Raw genomic sequence first — 15995 nt, 5'->3', positions numbered from 1 at the left:
GTCGTCCGCCGCTTCGCGCGCCCCGCAGCTCACGCGATCGAGAGGACCGGGCCGCACTCGCTGCGGGCACCTACACGAGCGGACCGCCGTCAGCCAGCACCCCCCGGCCCCGGGGGGACAGCACGGTGCGGTGCGAGGTCGCCGTTCGCTGCCGCACCGCCCATGCCGCGATGTGCGCACGCGAGCGCAGGCCCAGGGTGGTTCTGATGTGGCGGATGTGCGTCTCGACGGTGCGCACCGACACATGTATACGGGCGGCGATCTGCCGGTTGGTCAAGCCTTCGACCACCAGAGTGGTCACGTCCCGTTCCCGCTTGCTCAGCAGGCTGTCGGCCGCTTCCGCGGTCGTGTCCTTCGCCTGGGAGCCGAGGGCGAAGGCGAGGACATGGTGGTGCTGCATCGCGCGTCCGGCTTCGAGCGAGGCGCTGGCCCGGTTGGCCGGCAGGGCCCTCAGCGCCGCGGACCGTGCCGCGTCCACCCGCTCCTGCCACCACGCGTCACCCCACGAAGCACGCGGGCCGATCTGCTCGGCCGCCCCGATGAGCTGGAGTACCTTCTCGAACCGGTGGGCGCGGGCGGCGACGATGGCCAGTCCTTGGAGCGAGTCGACCGGACCCCGCGTGTGCACCGCGGGAGTGCGTGACGACTCGGCGAAGTACGCCTCTGCCGTCGGCAGGTCGCCCTTCTCAAGAGCGAGCGCGCCCGCCGTGACGAGACTCGTGTGCAGCCACCGCGGCGACACCTTCATCCGCAGAAGGGGTAGGACCTCCTCGATCACCTGCTCGGCCCGGCCCACCTCACCGTTCAGCAGCTGGTACCGGGCGAGACCGGCCCGACAGAGGGCCGTCAGGGTCTCGTTGCGCAGACGGTGGCCGATCTTCAGGCACTCCCACAGGTCCGCCACAGCACTGCCTTGGTCGCCGCGTGTCTCGTGGAGCGCGCTGCGCAGCAGCAGGAGACGGCTGAGGAACGGATCGCGGCCGTGGCCGCGTTCCAGCTCCACGGCCTGCGCGGCGTAGCGCAGGGCCGCGCCGAAGTCCGCCTGCCGCCCCGCCAGAGCAGCCGCGGACGCCAGGGCGACGCTCCGGTAGGTCGGCGACTCGATGCCGCGGTCCAGGACGCGTGAGACCAGCGTCAGCGTGTCGCCCGCGGATCCCCCTGACAACTCCACCGTGGCCAGTGCGCCGACCAAGAGCAGTTGGCGCTCGTCCGTGCCGGTTATCAGCCAGCGGAGGGCATGGGTGAGATTGCTGTGTTCCTCCTCCAGACGCCGGAGCACCGCGGGCTGGATGAAGATTTCCCTGTGGAGCGGTTCCGACAACCGTGTCAGCCAGGTCACCAGCCGCCCGTACGTCTCGGTGTCCTCGCTTTCGGCAACCAGCCGTTCGTGACCGAAACTTCGCATCGATTCCAGCAGCCGGAACCGGGCCAGGCCGTCCTGATCGGTGTACGGGGTGATGACGGATTTGGCCGAAAGGGCGATCAGCAGTTCGGACGTTCCCGGTTTCGCCGCGTTGTCGTCGGCGGCCACCGCGGCAGCCGTCTCAGGCCCGAACCCGCCCGGTATGACGGACAGTCTCCGTAGCAGCGACCGTTCGGCCGGATTCAGCAGATCGTAGCCCCACTGGAGGGAGGCCCGCAGGCTCTGATGCCGTTGGTCCGCCAGGCGCCATCCGTTTGTCAGCAGGGACAGGCGGTCGTCCAGGCGGGCCCTGACCTCGGCCGACGGAAGCATCTTTATCAGCCGGGCAGCCATCTCGATGGGGAGCGGCAGGCCGTCGAGCCGGATACAGATCTCGCCGACGTGCCTGGCGTTCTCCTGGGTGAGCTGGAAATCATGCACCACTGCTCGTGCCCGGTCCAGGAAAAGAAGCACGGCGTCCGACCGCAGGCACTCCGAGAAGAACGAATCGCCGTTCATATCGGGCAGCGCCAGACCGGACAGCGAGAATATCGCCTCCCCCGGGAGGCACAGCGGTTCACGGCTGGTGGCGACGACCCACAGACACGGATGTCTCGGCAGCAGTTCGCTGAGAATCAACCCGCACTCGTCCAGGACGTGCTCGCAGTCGTCGAGCACCAGAATGCGGTCTCGCTCGTTCGCGTACGGGGCCGCCTGTGGTGCGCACGGAGCACTGTCTTCGGCCGACTCGCCGACGGCGATCAGGATCTGCCGCCGTATCTCGTCGAGGTGGGTCAGTGTCGCCAGCTTCACGACGACGACTTCGCAGTGCCTGCTGCGTTGCTCCTGACCGGCCAGTTCCAGGGCCAGGCGCGTCTTGCCCACCCCGGCGGGTCCCGTCAGCGTCAGCAGTCGTACGCTGCGGAGTAACCGGCTCAACTCCACCATCTCGTCGGTCCGGCCGACAAAGCTGCTCAACTGGGTCAGGGGGCCGCCGCCGACCGCCGTTCCCATCCCGCCGGCCTTCTGCCGCTGCCGATAGGAACGCTGTCGGCAGGCGTTCGAGCAGTACCGGGAGCGAAGCGGTGTCGCGCTTTCGGGGTTTCTCTTGTACATGTGCTTGCCGCACATGTTGCAGGAATTAGTGGTGTGGGGGGATTCTGAGGTCAATTCCGGCACCTCTCCGTACGTGCTGCCTTGCATTGGCGTCGCCCCGTGTCATGGGGGTCACATCTTCTGTGACTGACTGAAGGATTTTGCGACGATGGCATACGGCTGTACTGCGTGAATGAGGCTGGATCACCCGCGAACGAACGCAGTGGTGCTTGTCGTCGGAAGTGATTTCCGGGGTGCGGCCCAGCGCTGCCGGCTGCGGCTGGTGCGACCGGCTGTTCCATGGGATTCGACGACGGGCGCAGCGTTGAAAAGGGCGCACCGGCGCCACCCGGTCAGGGATTACCGCCCGGGGAGAACCGGAGGGAGGAAGAGACGTCGTCATGGATGAAAATCTGACGTGTGACGTTCTGTCGGGCGTTTTTGGGCCGAACGCTGTAGTCGCTGCCGTGCCAGGATGATGCGCCGCAGCGTGGGTCGGTTATCGGCTCAGGGAGTAACAGGTGGGGGGAGAGGCCGGTGCTTTCTCGTACCTCCTGCAGTGGGACGCCAGGGTTTTTGGCCGGTCGACACCCACGGCACGTACGCCTTCCCCGCGCCGGGAGATGAAAGGCCGCTGATGAGCTCATTCGCGTGGGTAAGACGCAAACCGGAGCTCTCCTTTCGGGTTCCGGACCTCGATGTCACTTTCGTGACCGTGCGGTAGCTGCACCCCGTCAGCGGTTTGGCGTCCCATGCCAATCACGCCGCGCTTGCATCTAATCATGATTGAACGCATGACCCAAGCCCGTTCTGTTTTCATCGCTGCCCGAATCCTGCCCGCATGCGGCAGTGAAATGCTCCCCTTTATTCCAGAAATGACATAAGTGCGCTGCCCCTTGGGTGATTTCGTCGCGGGCGAGCGGCCCCTCCGCTTGGGCGCAGGGCGTCGGCCCGGGTCGCGTTTCGCCGGCCCCGGGCGCGGGTGGGGAGGTCGTGCTCCTCGGGAGCTCCCGGACGGTGGAGACGGCGACTTCGAGGCCCGGGGTTCGGGGCGACCGGATGGTGGCCGGGCGTACCGACAGAAGGAGTTGCCGCGGCTTCTCCGAAGGCAGTCGTGGAGCGGGCGGACGAGCACGGCGCGGTCTGTGTCCTCGCTCCCGGGGTGCCGACCTGGCGCCGTCATGTCCCCTGTTGCTCCTCGGCGGCAGACGCCGGGACGCGATGGTGCCGGACGCAGCGGGACAGGCCGGACGCAGCGGTACGGCAGACCAGGATGCCCCGGCTTGTGAGTCTCCCGGGCGTGAGTCTCGGGAAGGGCGCCGACCGCCGGCGGCGGTCCCCGAGATTTCCGGGTCGCACCGGAGTGCGACGGCAAGGACGACCGTGCCTGTCACGGACGCTCGGCCTCCCGTAACTGCGGCAAGCACTGGCGCCGCTCACGGAAATTTTCTGGAGCATCGCGTTCATGTCGAGGCGAAGGAAGAACGGGTGGTCTGTCGCGTGCTTCTGAGTGATTTTTGGACGCGTGGTCACCGTGTGCGAAATAACCGCCGGATCGGCGAAGACCCATGCCTCGTACGAATGTGAACTGTCCTTCGTTCTCCTCCGTGATGCTCCCGTCCTCGAGAACACGGGGCACACGGAGTCCGGCGGCGCCCCGCCGGGACGCTCCGAGCGGAGTGGCGTTCCCCCTGGCTGACCGCGCGCGGCGAGGGCGTGGACCGGTAGCGGCAGCCCGTCGCCCCGGCACCACGCCGAAGAGACGTCCGAGGGCCTTGGAGGGCGGCCCCGGCGCCGCCTTGCGCTTCCTCGGCGTCACCGGCCGCCGCCGCACGGCACCGACGTCACCACCCCCCGCCAGGTCGGTGTCGAGGCCGAGCGCACCGCGGTGCCTGTCCGGCACCGGCGGCTGTCCGGCGGCGCGCTCCACGGGTTCACCCTGGCCACCGTCCACGAAAACGGCCCCGCGGACCACCTCGTCCGAGTCCGACGGCCCGGCGGCTCACGCGGCCGAAACCCGTGACCGGTCGGCCGGGCCGGTCACGTGTCATACGGAGGAGAAACGTGCGCGCAACGCAGCAACCGGCGGCCTCGGCTCAGGAAAGCCCTCCGGAGCGGACGGGCTCCGGTGCCCCGGGTATCACCGGCGTCGGCACCGCCGTGCCGATGACCTCCTACACACAAGAGGAAATCCTCGACACCTTCGGCATCACCGACCGGCGTATCCGCTCCGTCTTCCTCGGCGGTGCCATCGAACGCCGCAACCTCACCCTGCCCCCGACCGGCCCCGACGGGCTCCCCGCCGTCGAGTCCCAGGGCGACCTGCTGAGCAAACACGCCGTGAGTGGGCTGCGGATGGGACGCGAGGCCGTCGGACGCTGCCTGAAGGACGCAGGCGCCGTGCCCGGCGACATCCGATACCTCTGCTGCGTCACCTCCACCGGACTGCTCACCCCCGGATTCTCCGCGCTGCTCATCAAGGACCTGGGTATCGAACAGTCCTGCCAGCGCCTGGACGTCGTCGGCATGGGCTGTAACGCCGGGCTGAACGCCCTCAATGCCGTCGTCGGCTGGGCAGCCGGCCATCCGGGCGAGCTCGCCCTGGTGGTGTGCGTCGAGGTCTGCTCCGCCGCCTACGTCTTCGACGGCACCATGCGCTCCTCGGTGGTCAACAGCCTGTTCGGCGACGGAGCGGCGGCCGTCGCGGTCCGCGCCGCTCCACAGGTGCCCCCGCAGGACCCGGCTCTGCTGCGGTTCACCAGCCACATCATCCCCGAGGCGGTCGACGCGATGCGCTACGACTGGGACGACGGGCACGGCAAGTTCAGTTTCTACCTCGACCCCGAGGTCCCCTACGTCGTGGGGGCCAACGCACGGACCGCCGTGGCACGGCTCCTGGAGGGCACCGGCCTGCGCGTCGGCGACATCGCCCACTGGGTGGTGCACTCCGGCGGCAAGAAGGTCATCGACTCGGTCCGCGTGAACCTCGGACTGTCCCGGTACGACGTACGGCACACCACCGGGGTCCTGCGCGACCACGGCAACCTCTCCAGCGCCTCGTTCCTGTTCTCCTACGAGCGACTGCGTGACGAGGGGGTCGCGGTACCCGGTGACCTCGGGGTGCTGATGACCATGGGGCCCGGGTCGACCATCGAGACGGCCCTGGTGGGCTGGTGACGGAAGAAAGGTTTGCCGACATGAAGACCGAGCCCGACCGGACCCCGCCGCCCGACGGCCTGGGCATCCTGGCCCGGCTGGACGGCGGCCCGCTGCCTGAGTTGACCGCGGCGCTGAACGCCGTGTGCGAGGAGGCCGAGGAACAGCGCGAACGGACGGTCGTCGCCCTCCGGTTCGCACCGTCACCGCCCGGGGCCCGCGAATGGCCCGGCGACGTCTCCATCCATGAGGTCAACCGCTGGGAACGCGCCGTCCGTCGCCTGGAACGCCTCGACAACGTCACCATCGCCGCGGCCCAGGGTACGTGCGGCGGCCCCGTCCTCGACCTGCTGCTGGCCGCCGACTTCCGGATCGGCACCCCGGACCTGAAGCTGGTACTTCCGGTCAACAATGGGCAGTTCTGGCCCGGTATGGCCCTTTACCGGCTCGTCCGGCACATTGGTCCGGCCCGTGCCCGTCGCATTGTGCTGTGGGCCTCCGAGATCCCTCTCCCCGACGCCATCGAACTCGGCATCATCGACGAGGTCAGCAACGACGTGACCGGGGCCGTCCGTAACGCGGCCCTACTGCGCGGAGGGCTCTCCGACGGGGAGGCCGGGATCCGCCGCCGGTTGCTGGAGGAGGCTGCTTCCGCCGAGTACCAGGACGCCTTCGGCGCGCATCTTGCCGCCTGCGACCGCGAGCTGCGCCGCCTGCGGAACAGCGGGCCCGGCACCTCGGCCGGTACGGCGGCGGGCCGCGCCGGGGCGGCCGGATGAGCGCCGGTGCGCCCAGCGGCGCCGCCCTCGATTCCGTACCCGAGCCGACCGGCGGCGTCGACACGGACGCCCGCCGACTGGCCGGGTACATCGCCGGCACGGAGCGGCAGCTCGCGGCACTGCCCCCCGTTCCCGACCGCGCCCTCGACGACCGAGGCCGCGCCGCCGCGGTCCACGCGCGCGCCCGCCGGGCCCGCCGGGCCTTTCTCGCCCGGCACACCGAGACCGTTTACGGGGTGCTCACCGACGGCCTGACCCGGCCTGTACGCCTGGCGGACCTCCTCTACCAGGCCGCCGACCGGTTCCCGGGCCTGGTGCCGACCCGCGCCCAGATGGCGGCCGAGCGTCGCTTCGTCCAGGTGGAGAAGGAGGGCCGGGAGATCGACCAGGGCATTTTCTGCGGTGCGGTGCTGCGCTCGCCCACCGCCGGCCGGCACCTCGTCGAGACAATGCTCAGGCCCACCCCACGTGCCCTCACGATGCTCGACTGCTTCCGCACCGCGGGCCGGATCGAGCTGGACACCGTGTACCTTGAGCGTCAGGGTGTCGCCGGTCACATCGAGTTCCGCAACGTCGACCGGCTGAACGCGGAGGACGACCGGCTGATCGCGGACCTGGAGACCGCTGTCGACCTCGTTCTGCTCGACGATGCGGTCAAGGTCGGTGTGCTGCGCGGCGGCACCGTCGATCACCCCAAGTACCGGGGACGGCGTGTCTTCAGCGCCGGGGTCGACCTGACCGACCTACGCGACGGGCGGATCTCCTTCGTCGAGTTCCTCCTGGGCCGCGAGCTCGGCTACGTCAACAAGATGCTTCGCGGTCTGCTCACCGCCCCATCGCCAGGTGACCGGTGCGAACGGAGCGTCGGCAAGCCGTGGATCGGCGCCGTCGACACCTTCGCGATTGGCGGTGGTATGCAGCTCCTGCTGGTCCTTGACCACGTCATCATCGAGGAGAACGCCTACATCAGCCTGCCCGCCGCAGAAGAGGGCATCGTGCCCGGCCTCGGCAACCTCCGGCTCACCCGGCTCACCGGGGCCCGGCTGGCCCGTCAGGTGGTGCTCGGCGGGCGCCGGATCGCCGCGACGGAGCCGGAGGTCCGCTATGTGTGCGACGCCGTGGTGGCTGCCGAGGATATGGACGGCGCCGTCGACAGGGCTGTCGAAGCGCTTTGCGCGCCCGCGGTCCCGGCCAATCGCCACATGCTGACCGTCGCCGAGGAACCTCTCGACCTGTACCGTGCCTACCTTGCCGAGTTCGCCGTCGTACAGGCCGAACGCGTCTACGCCCCGGACGTTCTGGCCAAGGTAGAACGGCGTTGGCAGGAACGCGAACGGCGGCGCGCGGCACGGGGGAGCGTCCGGTGAGCACCGAACCCGTCCCGCACACCGGCCGACAGCACGGATCGCCCCCAGAGCCGGTCCTCGGCAGGATCGGCCTCCTCGACAAGGTGAGGGGCCACTACCTGGACGCCGCCTCCTCCGCCCCGCACCGCGAGTTCGTTCAGTTCCAGGTCGTGGATCTTCACGGCGGGACGGAGAGCGTGGTGACGGCGCGTCGGCCGGGGTGGGGACGCGCAGGTGGCGTTCACCTTCGCGCGGGCATGAGGAGGTCAGGCGGATGAGGCTGTATTCCTCCTCGTTGCACAGCTCGTTGCGGGATCCGGTTATCGGTTCGATCGGATTTCTGAACGAGGTGATGAACCGCTATCCGGAGGCGATATCCTTCGCACCCGGCGCACCGCATCCGGACACACTCAAGAATATCGACACCGAACGGTACGTCAGCAGATTCCTCGATTATCTCGTCCACAAGGGACGGAGCCCGGGGCAGGCACGTCGACTGCTTTTCGAGTACGGGCCGAGCGGCGGTATCGTCAACGACATTGTCGCTGACGCCTTGCGCCGGGACCACGGGATCGATGCCCCCGCGAACTCGCTCGTCATGACGGTCGGTGCTCAGGAAGCGATGCTGCTCGTGTTGCGTGCGCTGTTCCGCTCGGCCGAGGGTGTGCTCGCGGTGGCCAATCCGTGCTTCGTGGGCATCATCGGGGCGGCCCGGCTCCTGGACATCGATGTGATTCCGGTCGACGAGACGGACGCCGGGATCGATCTCGACGGTCTGGAGCAGACGTGTCGTTCTTCCAGGGAAGCCGGCCGGCCGGTTCGTGCGCTGTATGTCGCACCCGATTTCTCCAATCCTGGTGCGGCACGTATGTCGCTCGGCTCCCGCCGGCGACTTCTCGACCTTGCCGAGCGCGAGGGCTTTCTCGTTATGGAGGACAACGCTTACGGGTTCACAGCGGCGCCCGGATCGGAACTGCCTCCGCTCAAGGCCCTTGACACTGCTCAATGTGTGGTGCATATCGGCACGTTCGCCAAGGTTGCCTTTCCGGGAGCCAGAGTCGGCTATGTGATCGCTGACCAGCCGATCGGATCGCCTCGCGGCGAAACACTGCTCGCGGACGAGCTGGCGGCCGTGAAGGGCATGGTCACCGTGAACACGTCCCCACTGTGCCAGGCCGTGATCGGCGGGATGCTTCTGGAACACGGAGGTTCTCTGATCGAGTTGAGCCGTCGCAAGTCCGAGATCTACCAACGGAATCTGACCCGCCTGGTCGATGCGTTGGACCGGCATCTGGGAGACGGATCGCATCCCGGAATCCGCTGGAACCGCCCTTGCGGTGGGTTCTTCGTCCGGGTGCAACTGCCCGTCCCCGCGGATGCCGCTCTGCTGGAGGTGTCCGCGGCCAAATACGGTGTGCTGTGGACTCCGATGCGGCAGTTCTACCTGGATCAGGCAGGCGATCACCAACTTCGGCTTTCGTGCAGCTACCTTGATCCCGAACAAATCGGGGAGGGGGTGCGGCGCCTGGCCGCCTTCCTGTCGGAGGAAGTCGAACGCCGGTTGGACAGCGGCTGCACCTTGCTGTCCGAAGAGTGAACCGTTCCGGGCTTGGTAGAGACTCGATCGTTTGAGAGGATCGAGTCGTGGCACGTCCTTCCCAGTACCCGCTTGAGCTGCGCCGTCGTGCGGTGCGCATGGTCGCTGAGGTGCGGCCCGACTACGACACCGAGTGGGCGGCGATGAAAGCGGTCGCCCAGAAGCTCGGCATCGGCACGACCGAGACCCTGCGCAAATGGGTGCGGCAGGACCAGATCGACGCCGGCGCCAGGCCCGGCACTACGAGCGAGGAATCGGCCGAACTGAAACCTTAGATTCAACCGGTCAAGGCAACACTCTCGGCCGGGGTGCGGAATCCCAGGCACTTGCGGGGGCGGTTGTTGAGTTTCGCCGCGATGGCGTCAAGGTCGCCCTGGCTGAACGTCGAGAGGTTCGTCCCTTTGGGCAGGTACTGCCGGAGCAGCTTGTTGGTGTTCTCGTTGGTGCCGCGCTGCCAGGGGCTGCGCGGGGCTGCGAAGAACACGTCGACGCCGGTGTCAGCGCTGAGACGCTTGTGGGCTGCCAGTTCCATGCCGCGATCCCAGGTCAGCGTGCCGTGTAGTCGGGAGTCCATGCGCGTGTATGTCTCGGCCAGAGCTGGAACGACCACGTTGGTGTGGCGGCTGGCGAGTTTCACGGCCGTGAGGAACCGCGTCTTCCGGTCGACCAGTGTGGCGACCTGGCTGTTGTTCGAGCCGATGACCAGATCGCCTTCCAGGTGCCCGAGCTCGCTGCGGTCCTCCGCGGCCTGGGGGCGCTGCTCGAGCGGCCGGGCATCGGTGATCTGCGAGCGCCCTTGCCCCTTCACCGTGTGTCGCTTGTTCTTCCGGATCGGGCGGCCGGTGCGAAGGCGTTTGCAGACTTCGCGGGGGATCACTTTCCACCGGGTGGTGTAGACCGACCGGTAGATCGTCTCGTGGCTGATCTCCATCGTCGGGTCATTGCCGTGATAACGACGAAGGTGGCCGACTATCTGCTCGGGTGACCACTCCTCGCAGAGCAGGGTCAGTACCGTCTGCCTGAGCGCCGGTCTGGCGGCGAGCAGGCACTGTTTCGGGCGCCGGGCACGGTCAAGTGCCCGTTCCTGCGCAGCGATTGCCCGATAGACGTCGCGTCCGCCGTTGTTGCCGACTTCACGGCTGATCGTCGACACCGCACGCCCCAGCAGGCGGGCGATCGCCCGGTAGGAATGGCCGGCAGAAAGCCCGCGTGAGATCTCCTCCCGCTCGCCCAAGGTCAGGCTTCCAGCGCGCGCCTTGCGGGGCGCGGGAGCGATTCCTCCGTGGTGCTTGAGGACGGTGAACACCGAGCCGGGTGGTTTGCCGATCTGTCTCGAGATGACGCTGATCGACTCCCCGGACCTCCACCGCCGCCACAGGTCGGCCTTCATCTCGTCCGACATCCCCGGCCGACCCAATCTCGCCACGTATACCGTCCTCAACCAGCACTGTTGCTCTGACCGGTTGAATCTAAGGCGTCTTTCTTCGCGGCCGAGCTCGACCGGCCACACACACGCTCGTAGCGTTCATCGACGAGCACAAGGGCCGCTTCGGCGGCGTCGAGCCGATCTGCCGGGTCCTCACCGACCACGACTGCAAGATCGCCCCCTCCACCTACTACGCCCACCACAAACGCCAGGTCGTACCTGCGGCCCGCACCCTGCGCGATACCGAACTCAAGCACCTCATCCTGCGGGCGTATGAGGCCAACTACCGTGTCTACGGCGCCCGGAAGATCTGGCGGCACCTGAACCGCCAAGAGGTCACGGTCGCCCGGTGCACCGTCGAGCGCCTCATGCGGGACCTCGGCATCACCGGCGCGGTCCGCGGCAAGAAGGTGATCGCCACGATTCCCGACGCGAGCGCGGAGCGGGCCCCGGACCTGGTGGACCGCGACTTCGTCGCCCCTGCCCCGAACCGCTGCTGGGTCGCCGGCTTCACCCACGTCGCCACGTTCGCCGGCGTCGTCTACGTCGCCTTCGTCGTGGACACCTTCTCCCACCGCATCGTCGGCTGGTCCGCTGCCACCTCCAAGGAGACACGGCTTGTCCTGGATGCCCTGGAGATGGCCCTGTGGCAGCGTGACCGAGACCAACACCAGTACCAGAAAGGTGAGTTGATACACCACTCCGATGCCGGGTCGCAGTACACATCGTTCGCGCTCGCGGAGCACCTCGACCAAGCAGGCATCGCCGCATCGATCGGATCCGTCGGTGACGCCTACGACAACGCCCTGATGGAGTCGACGATCGGCCTGTTCAAAACCGAGCTGATCAAGCGCCGCCGCCCCTGGAAGACGCTCTCCGAGGTCGAGCCGGCCACCGCCGAATGGGTCGACTGGTACTGCCACCGCCGCCTGCACGGTGAGACAGGACACCTCCCACCCGTCGAATACGAGACCAACTACTACAGCAAGACCACGAAACCCCAGGTCGCAGTCAAGATCTAGAGTCTCGATCAAACCCGGAACGGTTCAGTCTTGACGGCGCCGACCAGGCGGTGTCGAGGGCGGCAAGGCGTCCATACCGCATGCGCGCGGGCTTCGACGTCGCCGAAGAGAACTCCAACCCCCTTGTGCCGAATTGAAGCTCAGCCTCTAGGCTGCGGATCGGCCGCCCAACAGCTACCGCCTCCCGGGGACAAGGCGCAGCCCGGCGGTTTGTCCTTGGTCGGTACGCATTGCATCGGGGACCTGCCAGCTGTCGGGGAGGCGTTTCCAGGCCATCGCGGCGTCGTCGAGCAGGCCCCCGTGCACGTCGCGGTGGCGCGAGCGGTCTGCCCAGGCCACCGGGGAGCCGACTGCGAGCGCGGCTCCTGAGCTGCCCACGACGAAGGCTCGCCGGGAGATCGGAGTCATGGCTTCGGCCTCCTGAGGGCTCACGGCAGCGTCGATTGCTGTCTCGCCGTCAGAGATCCGAGGAATATGCGTCTGGGCGAGGATGATCCGGGCGTGCGTCGTCTCCTCGCGCCGACACATTGGACGACTCGCGGAATCAGCGACATGGAACGTCGCCGTCAAGTCTTCAGACGTAATTGATCGGGCGAATGAGTCGTAGAAGCGGGCCGCTGGGAGCTGCGGCGGCTGGTGGTGGTATGGCAACGCGACCCCGAACAGGGAGACCTTGTGCGGAGGTACCGCAATGGGGATCATGAGGCCGCCGCCCGCGAAGGCAGCACCTGAATGCTGCTCAACTCATATGGATACAAGGGAGTTTGCATGAGGCTATGGATGCGCTCGGGGACCGTGGCGGTTGCCGCCGCGCTGGCCCTGGGCATGGCGCCCGGGATCAGACCCGGCCTGTCGGCCGCGGCGGAGACCGCACCGGCGGGAGGTACGGCGCACAGTGGCGGCCGCACCGTCACCCTGATCACCGGGGACACGGTGACGACCGACGGTACGGGGCGGGTCACCGGGGTCCGGGCGGGTGAGGGACGCGAGGACATCGCGATCTCGGTCCACCGCTACCAGGACCGCAGCTACGTGATTCCCGGGGACGCGGTGCGGCTGCTGGCCGAGGGCACCGTGGACCGGCGGCTGTTCGATGTGACGGAGCTGCTCGCCTCGGACAACGGCGACACACAGCGGAACTCGACGCCGCTGATCGTGACCTACCGTACGGCCGGTGAGGCATCGGCGAAACGGGAGCTCGCCGCCGCCGACGCGGACGTCGAGCGGAACCTGCCGGTGATCAACGGCCAGGCGGTCGAGGTGGCCGGGTCCGACGCCTCGCAGGTGTGGCACGCGCTCACGGACGCCGGTACGGGCGCCAGAGCGGGTGCCACCCGGATCGCCTCCGGCATCGAAAAGGTGTGGCTGGACGCCGCCCGGACGGCGAGCCTGGACCAGAGCGTGCCGCAGATCGGCGCGCCCACGGCATGGGCCTCCGGCTACGACGGCGAGGGCGTCACCATCGCCGTACTGGACACGGGCGTGGACCAGACCCACCCGGATCTGGCTGACCAGGAGATCGCCGAGAAGAACTTCGGCTCCTCGCCGGACAACGTGGACCGGGTCGGCCACGGCACCCATGTCGCCTCCACCGCTGCCGGTTCCGGCGCCAAGTCCGGCGGCCGCTACAAGGGTGTCGCCCCCGGCGCGAAGATCCTCGACGCCAAGGTCCTCAACGACAGCGGATCGGGCTCCGAGTCGGACATCATCGCCGGTATGCAGTGGGCCGTCGACCAGAATGCCAACGTTGTCAACCTCTCCCTGGGTGGCACCGACACCGCGGGCACCGACCCGCTGGAAGAGGCCGTCAACACCCTGTCCGCCACGACCGGAACACTGTTCGTGGTAGCCGCCGGCAACGCGGGGCCCCTCGCCGGCACCGTCGGCTCTCCCGGCAGCGCGGCCGCCGCGCTCACCGTCGGCGCGGTGGACAAGCAGGACCGGATCGCCACCTTCTCCAGCGTGGGCCCCACCCAGGACGGCTCCCTGAAGCCCGACCTCACCGCGCCGGGCCGGTTCATCGTCGCAGCCAAGGCGGCCGAGGGCACGATAGGCGCCCCCGCCGGCGACGGGTACGTCTCCCTCAACGGCACCTCGATGGCCACCCCGCATGTCGCGGGCGCCGCGGCCATCCTCGCCCAGCGGCACCCCGACTGGACCGGGCAGCAGCTCAAGCAGGCCCTCGTCTCCTCCACGAAGCCCACGGCCGGCCTGACCGCGCAGCAGCAGGGCACCGGGCGGGTGGACGTCGCGAAAGCCGTCGGACAGACGGTGAGCAGTGAGGCGTCGTCCGTCGGCTTCGGTGCACAGCAGTGGCCGCACACCGACGACACTCCGCTGACCAAGAAGTTCACGTACCGCAACACCGGCACCTCGGCAGTCACCCTCCGCCTGGCCGTCCAGGCGACCGACGCCGACGGAAAGCACGCTCCCCGGGGGCTGTTCACCGCTTCGCCGAAGCGCGTCACCGTGCCCGCGGGCGGCACCGCCTCCGTGGACGTGACCGCCGACACCCGCACCGTACCGGCGGGAGGCGACTACTCGGGCGCTCTGGTCGCCACCGGCGGCGGCCAGAGCGTACGCACCGCCCTGGCGGCCGACGCCGAGGTGGAGTCGTACGACCTGAAGGTGAACGTCCTCGACGGCAACGGCGACCCGGCGTACTTCCCGTTCATCATCCTCTACGGCCTGGACAGCCCGGCCCTGTTGTGGAACCAGCGGGACACCGACGGCATCGCGCGGTTCCGCGCGCCGAAGGGGGCGTACAACGTCTTCGCCCTTGTCACCACCTGGAGTGGTGCGGCCGCGGGGACGGCGGAACTGGTGCAGCCGCGGCTGTCGCTGACCGCGGACACCCGCACGGTCCTGGACGCCCGTGAGGCCAAGCCGGTCTCGCTCACCCCACCGGACCCTGACGCCACGTCCAACGGCGCCTACGCCTCGTACGTGATGCGCGCGGCCGGGTCGGGTCTGGCCGTGGGCATTCTGACCGGCAGTGACTTCTCGCGGCTCAGGATCGCCCGGTCCGGCGCCTCGGCATCACCCGCCGACGGTTTCGAGGCCCAGGTCGGCGCCACCTTCAGCAAGGGCACCGACACCGCGTACGACCTGCTGTACACCAAATCCGGCTCGTTCTTCGACGGCTTCTCGCACACGACACGTACGAGCGAACTCGCGCGCGCGGACATCAGCGCGGGCGCTCCCGCGGCGGGCAAGACAGGCAGTGTCGGGGCCGCCTGGTACTCGCCGTTCGACGAGGGCTACAGCGTTGCCGCCACCGACTTCGCCCTCCCGGGGCGTCAGCGGCACTACGTCACCGTGCCCAAGAACTACACCTGGGGCTTCGACTTCCTGCAGAAGGGCGCGGACGGCGGCCACGAGACGTACCAGAGCAGCGCGGGCCGGACGTACCGGGCCGGACGGAGCTACTCGGAGACCTTCAACACCGGAGTGTTCGGGCCCAGCCTGGCCGAAGGACCGGGTGGCGGAGGCGTGTCGCGTACCGGTGACGACCTGAAGATATGTCTGCCGCAGTTCACCGACGGCTCAGGCCATGTCGGCGACTCCGTGACCGGGACGGCCAAGGTCACCCTCACCTCGGGCGGCGTCCCCTACCTGTACCGCACATCGAGCGCACTGGAGAGGAAGTACCTGCGCTGCCGGCCCGTCACCACGCTCCCCACGGCACGGCAGTCCTACCGCCTCACCTCGGAGTTCTCCCGGCCTGCCGAGGTCTCCGGGGTCAGCACCCGGGTCAGCGCCTCCTGGACGTTCGTCTCTGGCCGTGTGTCCGGCACGCGTGAAGCCGTACTGCCGCTGTCCTCGGTCCGCTTCGCCCCCGAACTGACGTCAGCGAGCACGGCGAAGGCGGGCACCCGTCTGACGGTGCCGCTCGTCGTCGAGGGCGCGGCGGCCACGCGGGGAGTGAAGGCGCTCACGGTCGAGGTCTCGTACGACGCGGGGGCCACCTGGCGGAAGACGGACGTCCGTTCCTCCGGGAGCACGCGCCAGGTGACGCTGACCCACCCCGCGGACGCCGGGTCCGTCTCCTTCCGAGCCCGTCTGACGGACACGGGCAGGAACACACACACGGTGACGATCACCGACGCGTACCGCCTGACACGCTAGTACTCCAAGTTCCTGGACGGTGTGCGGGATCGGGCCAACCACCT

The 15995-nt window shown here is 68.5% G+C and carries 9 protein-coding genes and 1 pseudogene; 7 read left to right on the top strand and 3 right to left on the bottom strand.

What is annotated here, in order from left to right; all coding sequences use genetic code 11:
- Positions 1–70: 70 nt before the first annotated feature.
- The gene (locus tag ACIBJC_RS00395) at positions 71–2605 is read right to left on the bottom strand and encodes an ATP-binding protein (protein ID WP_399285749.1); all 2535 of its coding nucleotides are present in this window, start codon (positions 2603–2605) and stop codon (positions 71–73) included.
- A gap of 2031 nt (positions 2606–4636) precedes the next feature.
- Here ACIBJC_RS00395 and dpgA point away from each other — a divergent pair.
- The 5 genes and pseudogenes from dpgA to ACIBJC_RS00370 all read left to right on the top strand — a co-directional run.
- On the top strand, positions 4637–5674 hold the full coding sequence (dpgA, locus tag ACIBJC_RS00390) for a 3,5-dihydroxyphenylacetyl-CoA synthase DpgA (RefSeq protein WP_399288011.1): 1038 nt from the start codon (positions 4637–4639) through the stop codon (positions 5672–5674).
- 20 nt (positions 5675–5694) lie between these two features.
- Complete coding sequence (gene dpgB / locus ACIBJC_RS00385; protein ID WP_399285747.1) at positions 5695–6432, top strand: enoyl-CoA-hydratase DpgB; 738 nt, start codon at positions 5695–5697, stop codon at positions 6430–6432.
- On the top strand, positions 6429–7799 hold the full coding sequence (gene dpgC / locus ACIBJC_RS00380) for a (3,5-dihydroxyphenyl)acetyl-CoA 1,2-dioxygenase DpgC (protein ID WP_399285745.1): 1371 nt from the start codon (positions 6429–6431) through the stop codon (positions 7797–7799). The genes dpgB and dpgC overlap by 4 nt, the downstream gene beginning before the upstream one ends.
- Before the next feature lie 253 nt (positions 7800–8052).
- Positions 8053–9375 carry a PLP-dependent aminotransferase family protein gene (locus ACIBJC_RS00375; protein WP_399285743.1) on the top strand — a complete coding sequence of 441 codons (1323 nt, stop codon included), beginning with the start codon at positions 8053–8055 and terminating at the stop codon, positions 9373–9375.
- Positions 9376–9422: 47 nt separating this feature from the next.
- A pseudogene (locus tag ACIBJC_RS00370) lies at positions 9423–9644 on the top strand (IS3 family transposase); the annotation flags it as partial.
- 8 nt (positions 9645–9652) lie between these two features.
- Here ACIBJC_RS00370 and ACIBJC_RS00365 read toward each other — a convergent pair.
- Entirely contained in the window at positions 9653–10777 is a 1125-nt protein-coding gene (locus tag ACIBJC_RS00365) for an IS30 family transposase (RefSeq protein WP_399285741.1), read from the bottom strand.
- 125 nt (positions 10778–10902) lie between these two features.
- Here ACIBJC_RS00365 and ACIBJC_RS00360 point away from each other — a divergent pair, with 125 nt between their 5' ends.
- Positions 10903–11823 carry an IS3 family transposase gene (locus ACIBJC_RS00360; RefSeq protein WP_399288008.1) on the top strand — a complete coding sequence of 307 codons (921 nt, stop codon included), beginning with the start codon at positions 10903–10905 and terminating at the stop codon, positions 11821–11823.
- A 174-nt stretch (positions 11824–11997) separates the two neighbouring features.
- Here ACIBJC_RS00360 and ACIBJC_RS00355 read toward each other — a convergent pair whose 3' ends face one another.
- Positions 11998–12231 carry a hypothetical protein gene (locus ACIBJC_RS00355; RefSeq protein ID WP_399285739.1) on the bottom strand — a complete coding sequence of 78 codons (234 nt, stop codon included), beginning with the start codon at positions 12229–12231 and terminating at the stop codon, positions 11998–12000.
- A 360-nt stretch (positions 12232–12591) separates the two neighbouring features.
- Here ACIBJC_RS00355 and ACIBJC_RS00350 point away from each other — a divergent pair, with 360 nt between their 5' ends.
- Positions 12592–15951 (top strand): S8 family serine peptidase, encoded by a 3360-nt coding sequence (locus ACIBJC_RS00350; protein ID WP_399285737.1) that lies wholly within the window; start codon positions 12592–12594, stop codon positions 15949–15951.
- The last annotated feature ends 44 nt before the right edge of the window (positions 15952–15995 follow it).

The organism is Streptomyces sp. NPDC050509, assembly GCF_044457965.1.
In the GTDB taxonomy this organism is placed as follows: Bacteria; Actinomycetota; Actinomycetes; order Streptomycetales; family Streptomycetaceae; genus Streptomyces.
This window is presented reverse-complemented; position numbering and strand designations above follow the sequence as displayed.

Bases quoted from the DNA above. Each gene is read 5' to 3' on its own strand.
- dpgB (WP_399285747.1), top strand. From the start codon at position 5,695: ATGAAGACCGAGCCCGACCGGACCCCGCCGCCCGACGGCCTGGGCATC.
- ACIBJC_RS00355 (WP_399285739.1), bottom strand. From the start codon at position 12,231: ATGACTCCGATCTCCCGGCGAGCCTTCGTCGTGGGCAGCTCAGGAGCC.
- ACIBJC_RS00350 (WP_399285737.1), top strand. From the start codon at position 12,592: ATGAGGCTATGGATGCGCTCGGGGACCGTGGCGGTTGCCGCCGCGCTG.
- ACIBJC_RS00365 (WP_399285741.1), bottom strand. From the start codon at position 10,777: ATGTCGGACGAGATGAAGGCCGACCTGTGGCGGCGGTGGAGGTCCGGG.
- ACIBJC_RS00375 (WP_399285743.1), top strand. From the start codon at position 8,053: ATGAGGCTGTATTCCTCCTCGTTGCACAGCTCGTTGCGGGATCCGGTT.
- ACIBJC_RS00395 (WP_399285749.1), bottom strand. From the start codon at position 2,605: ATGCAAGGCAGCACGTACGGAGAGGTGCCGGAATTGACCTCAGAATCC.
- dpgC (WP_399285745.1), top strand. From the start codon at position 6,429: ATGAGCGCCGGTGCGCCCAGCGGCGCCGCCCTCGATTCCGTACCCGAG.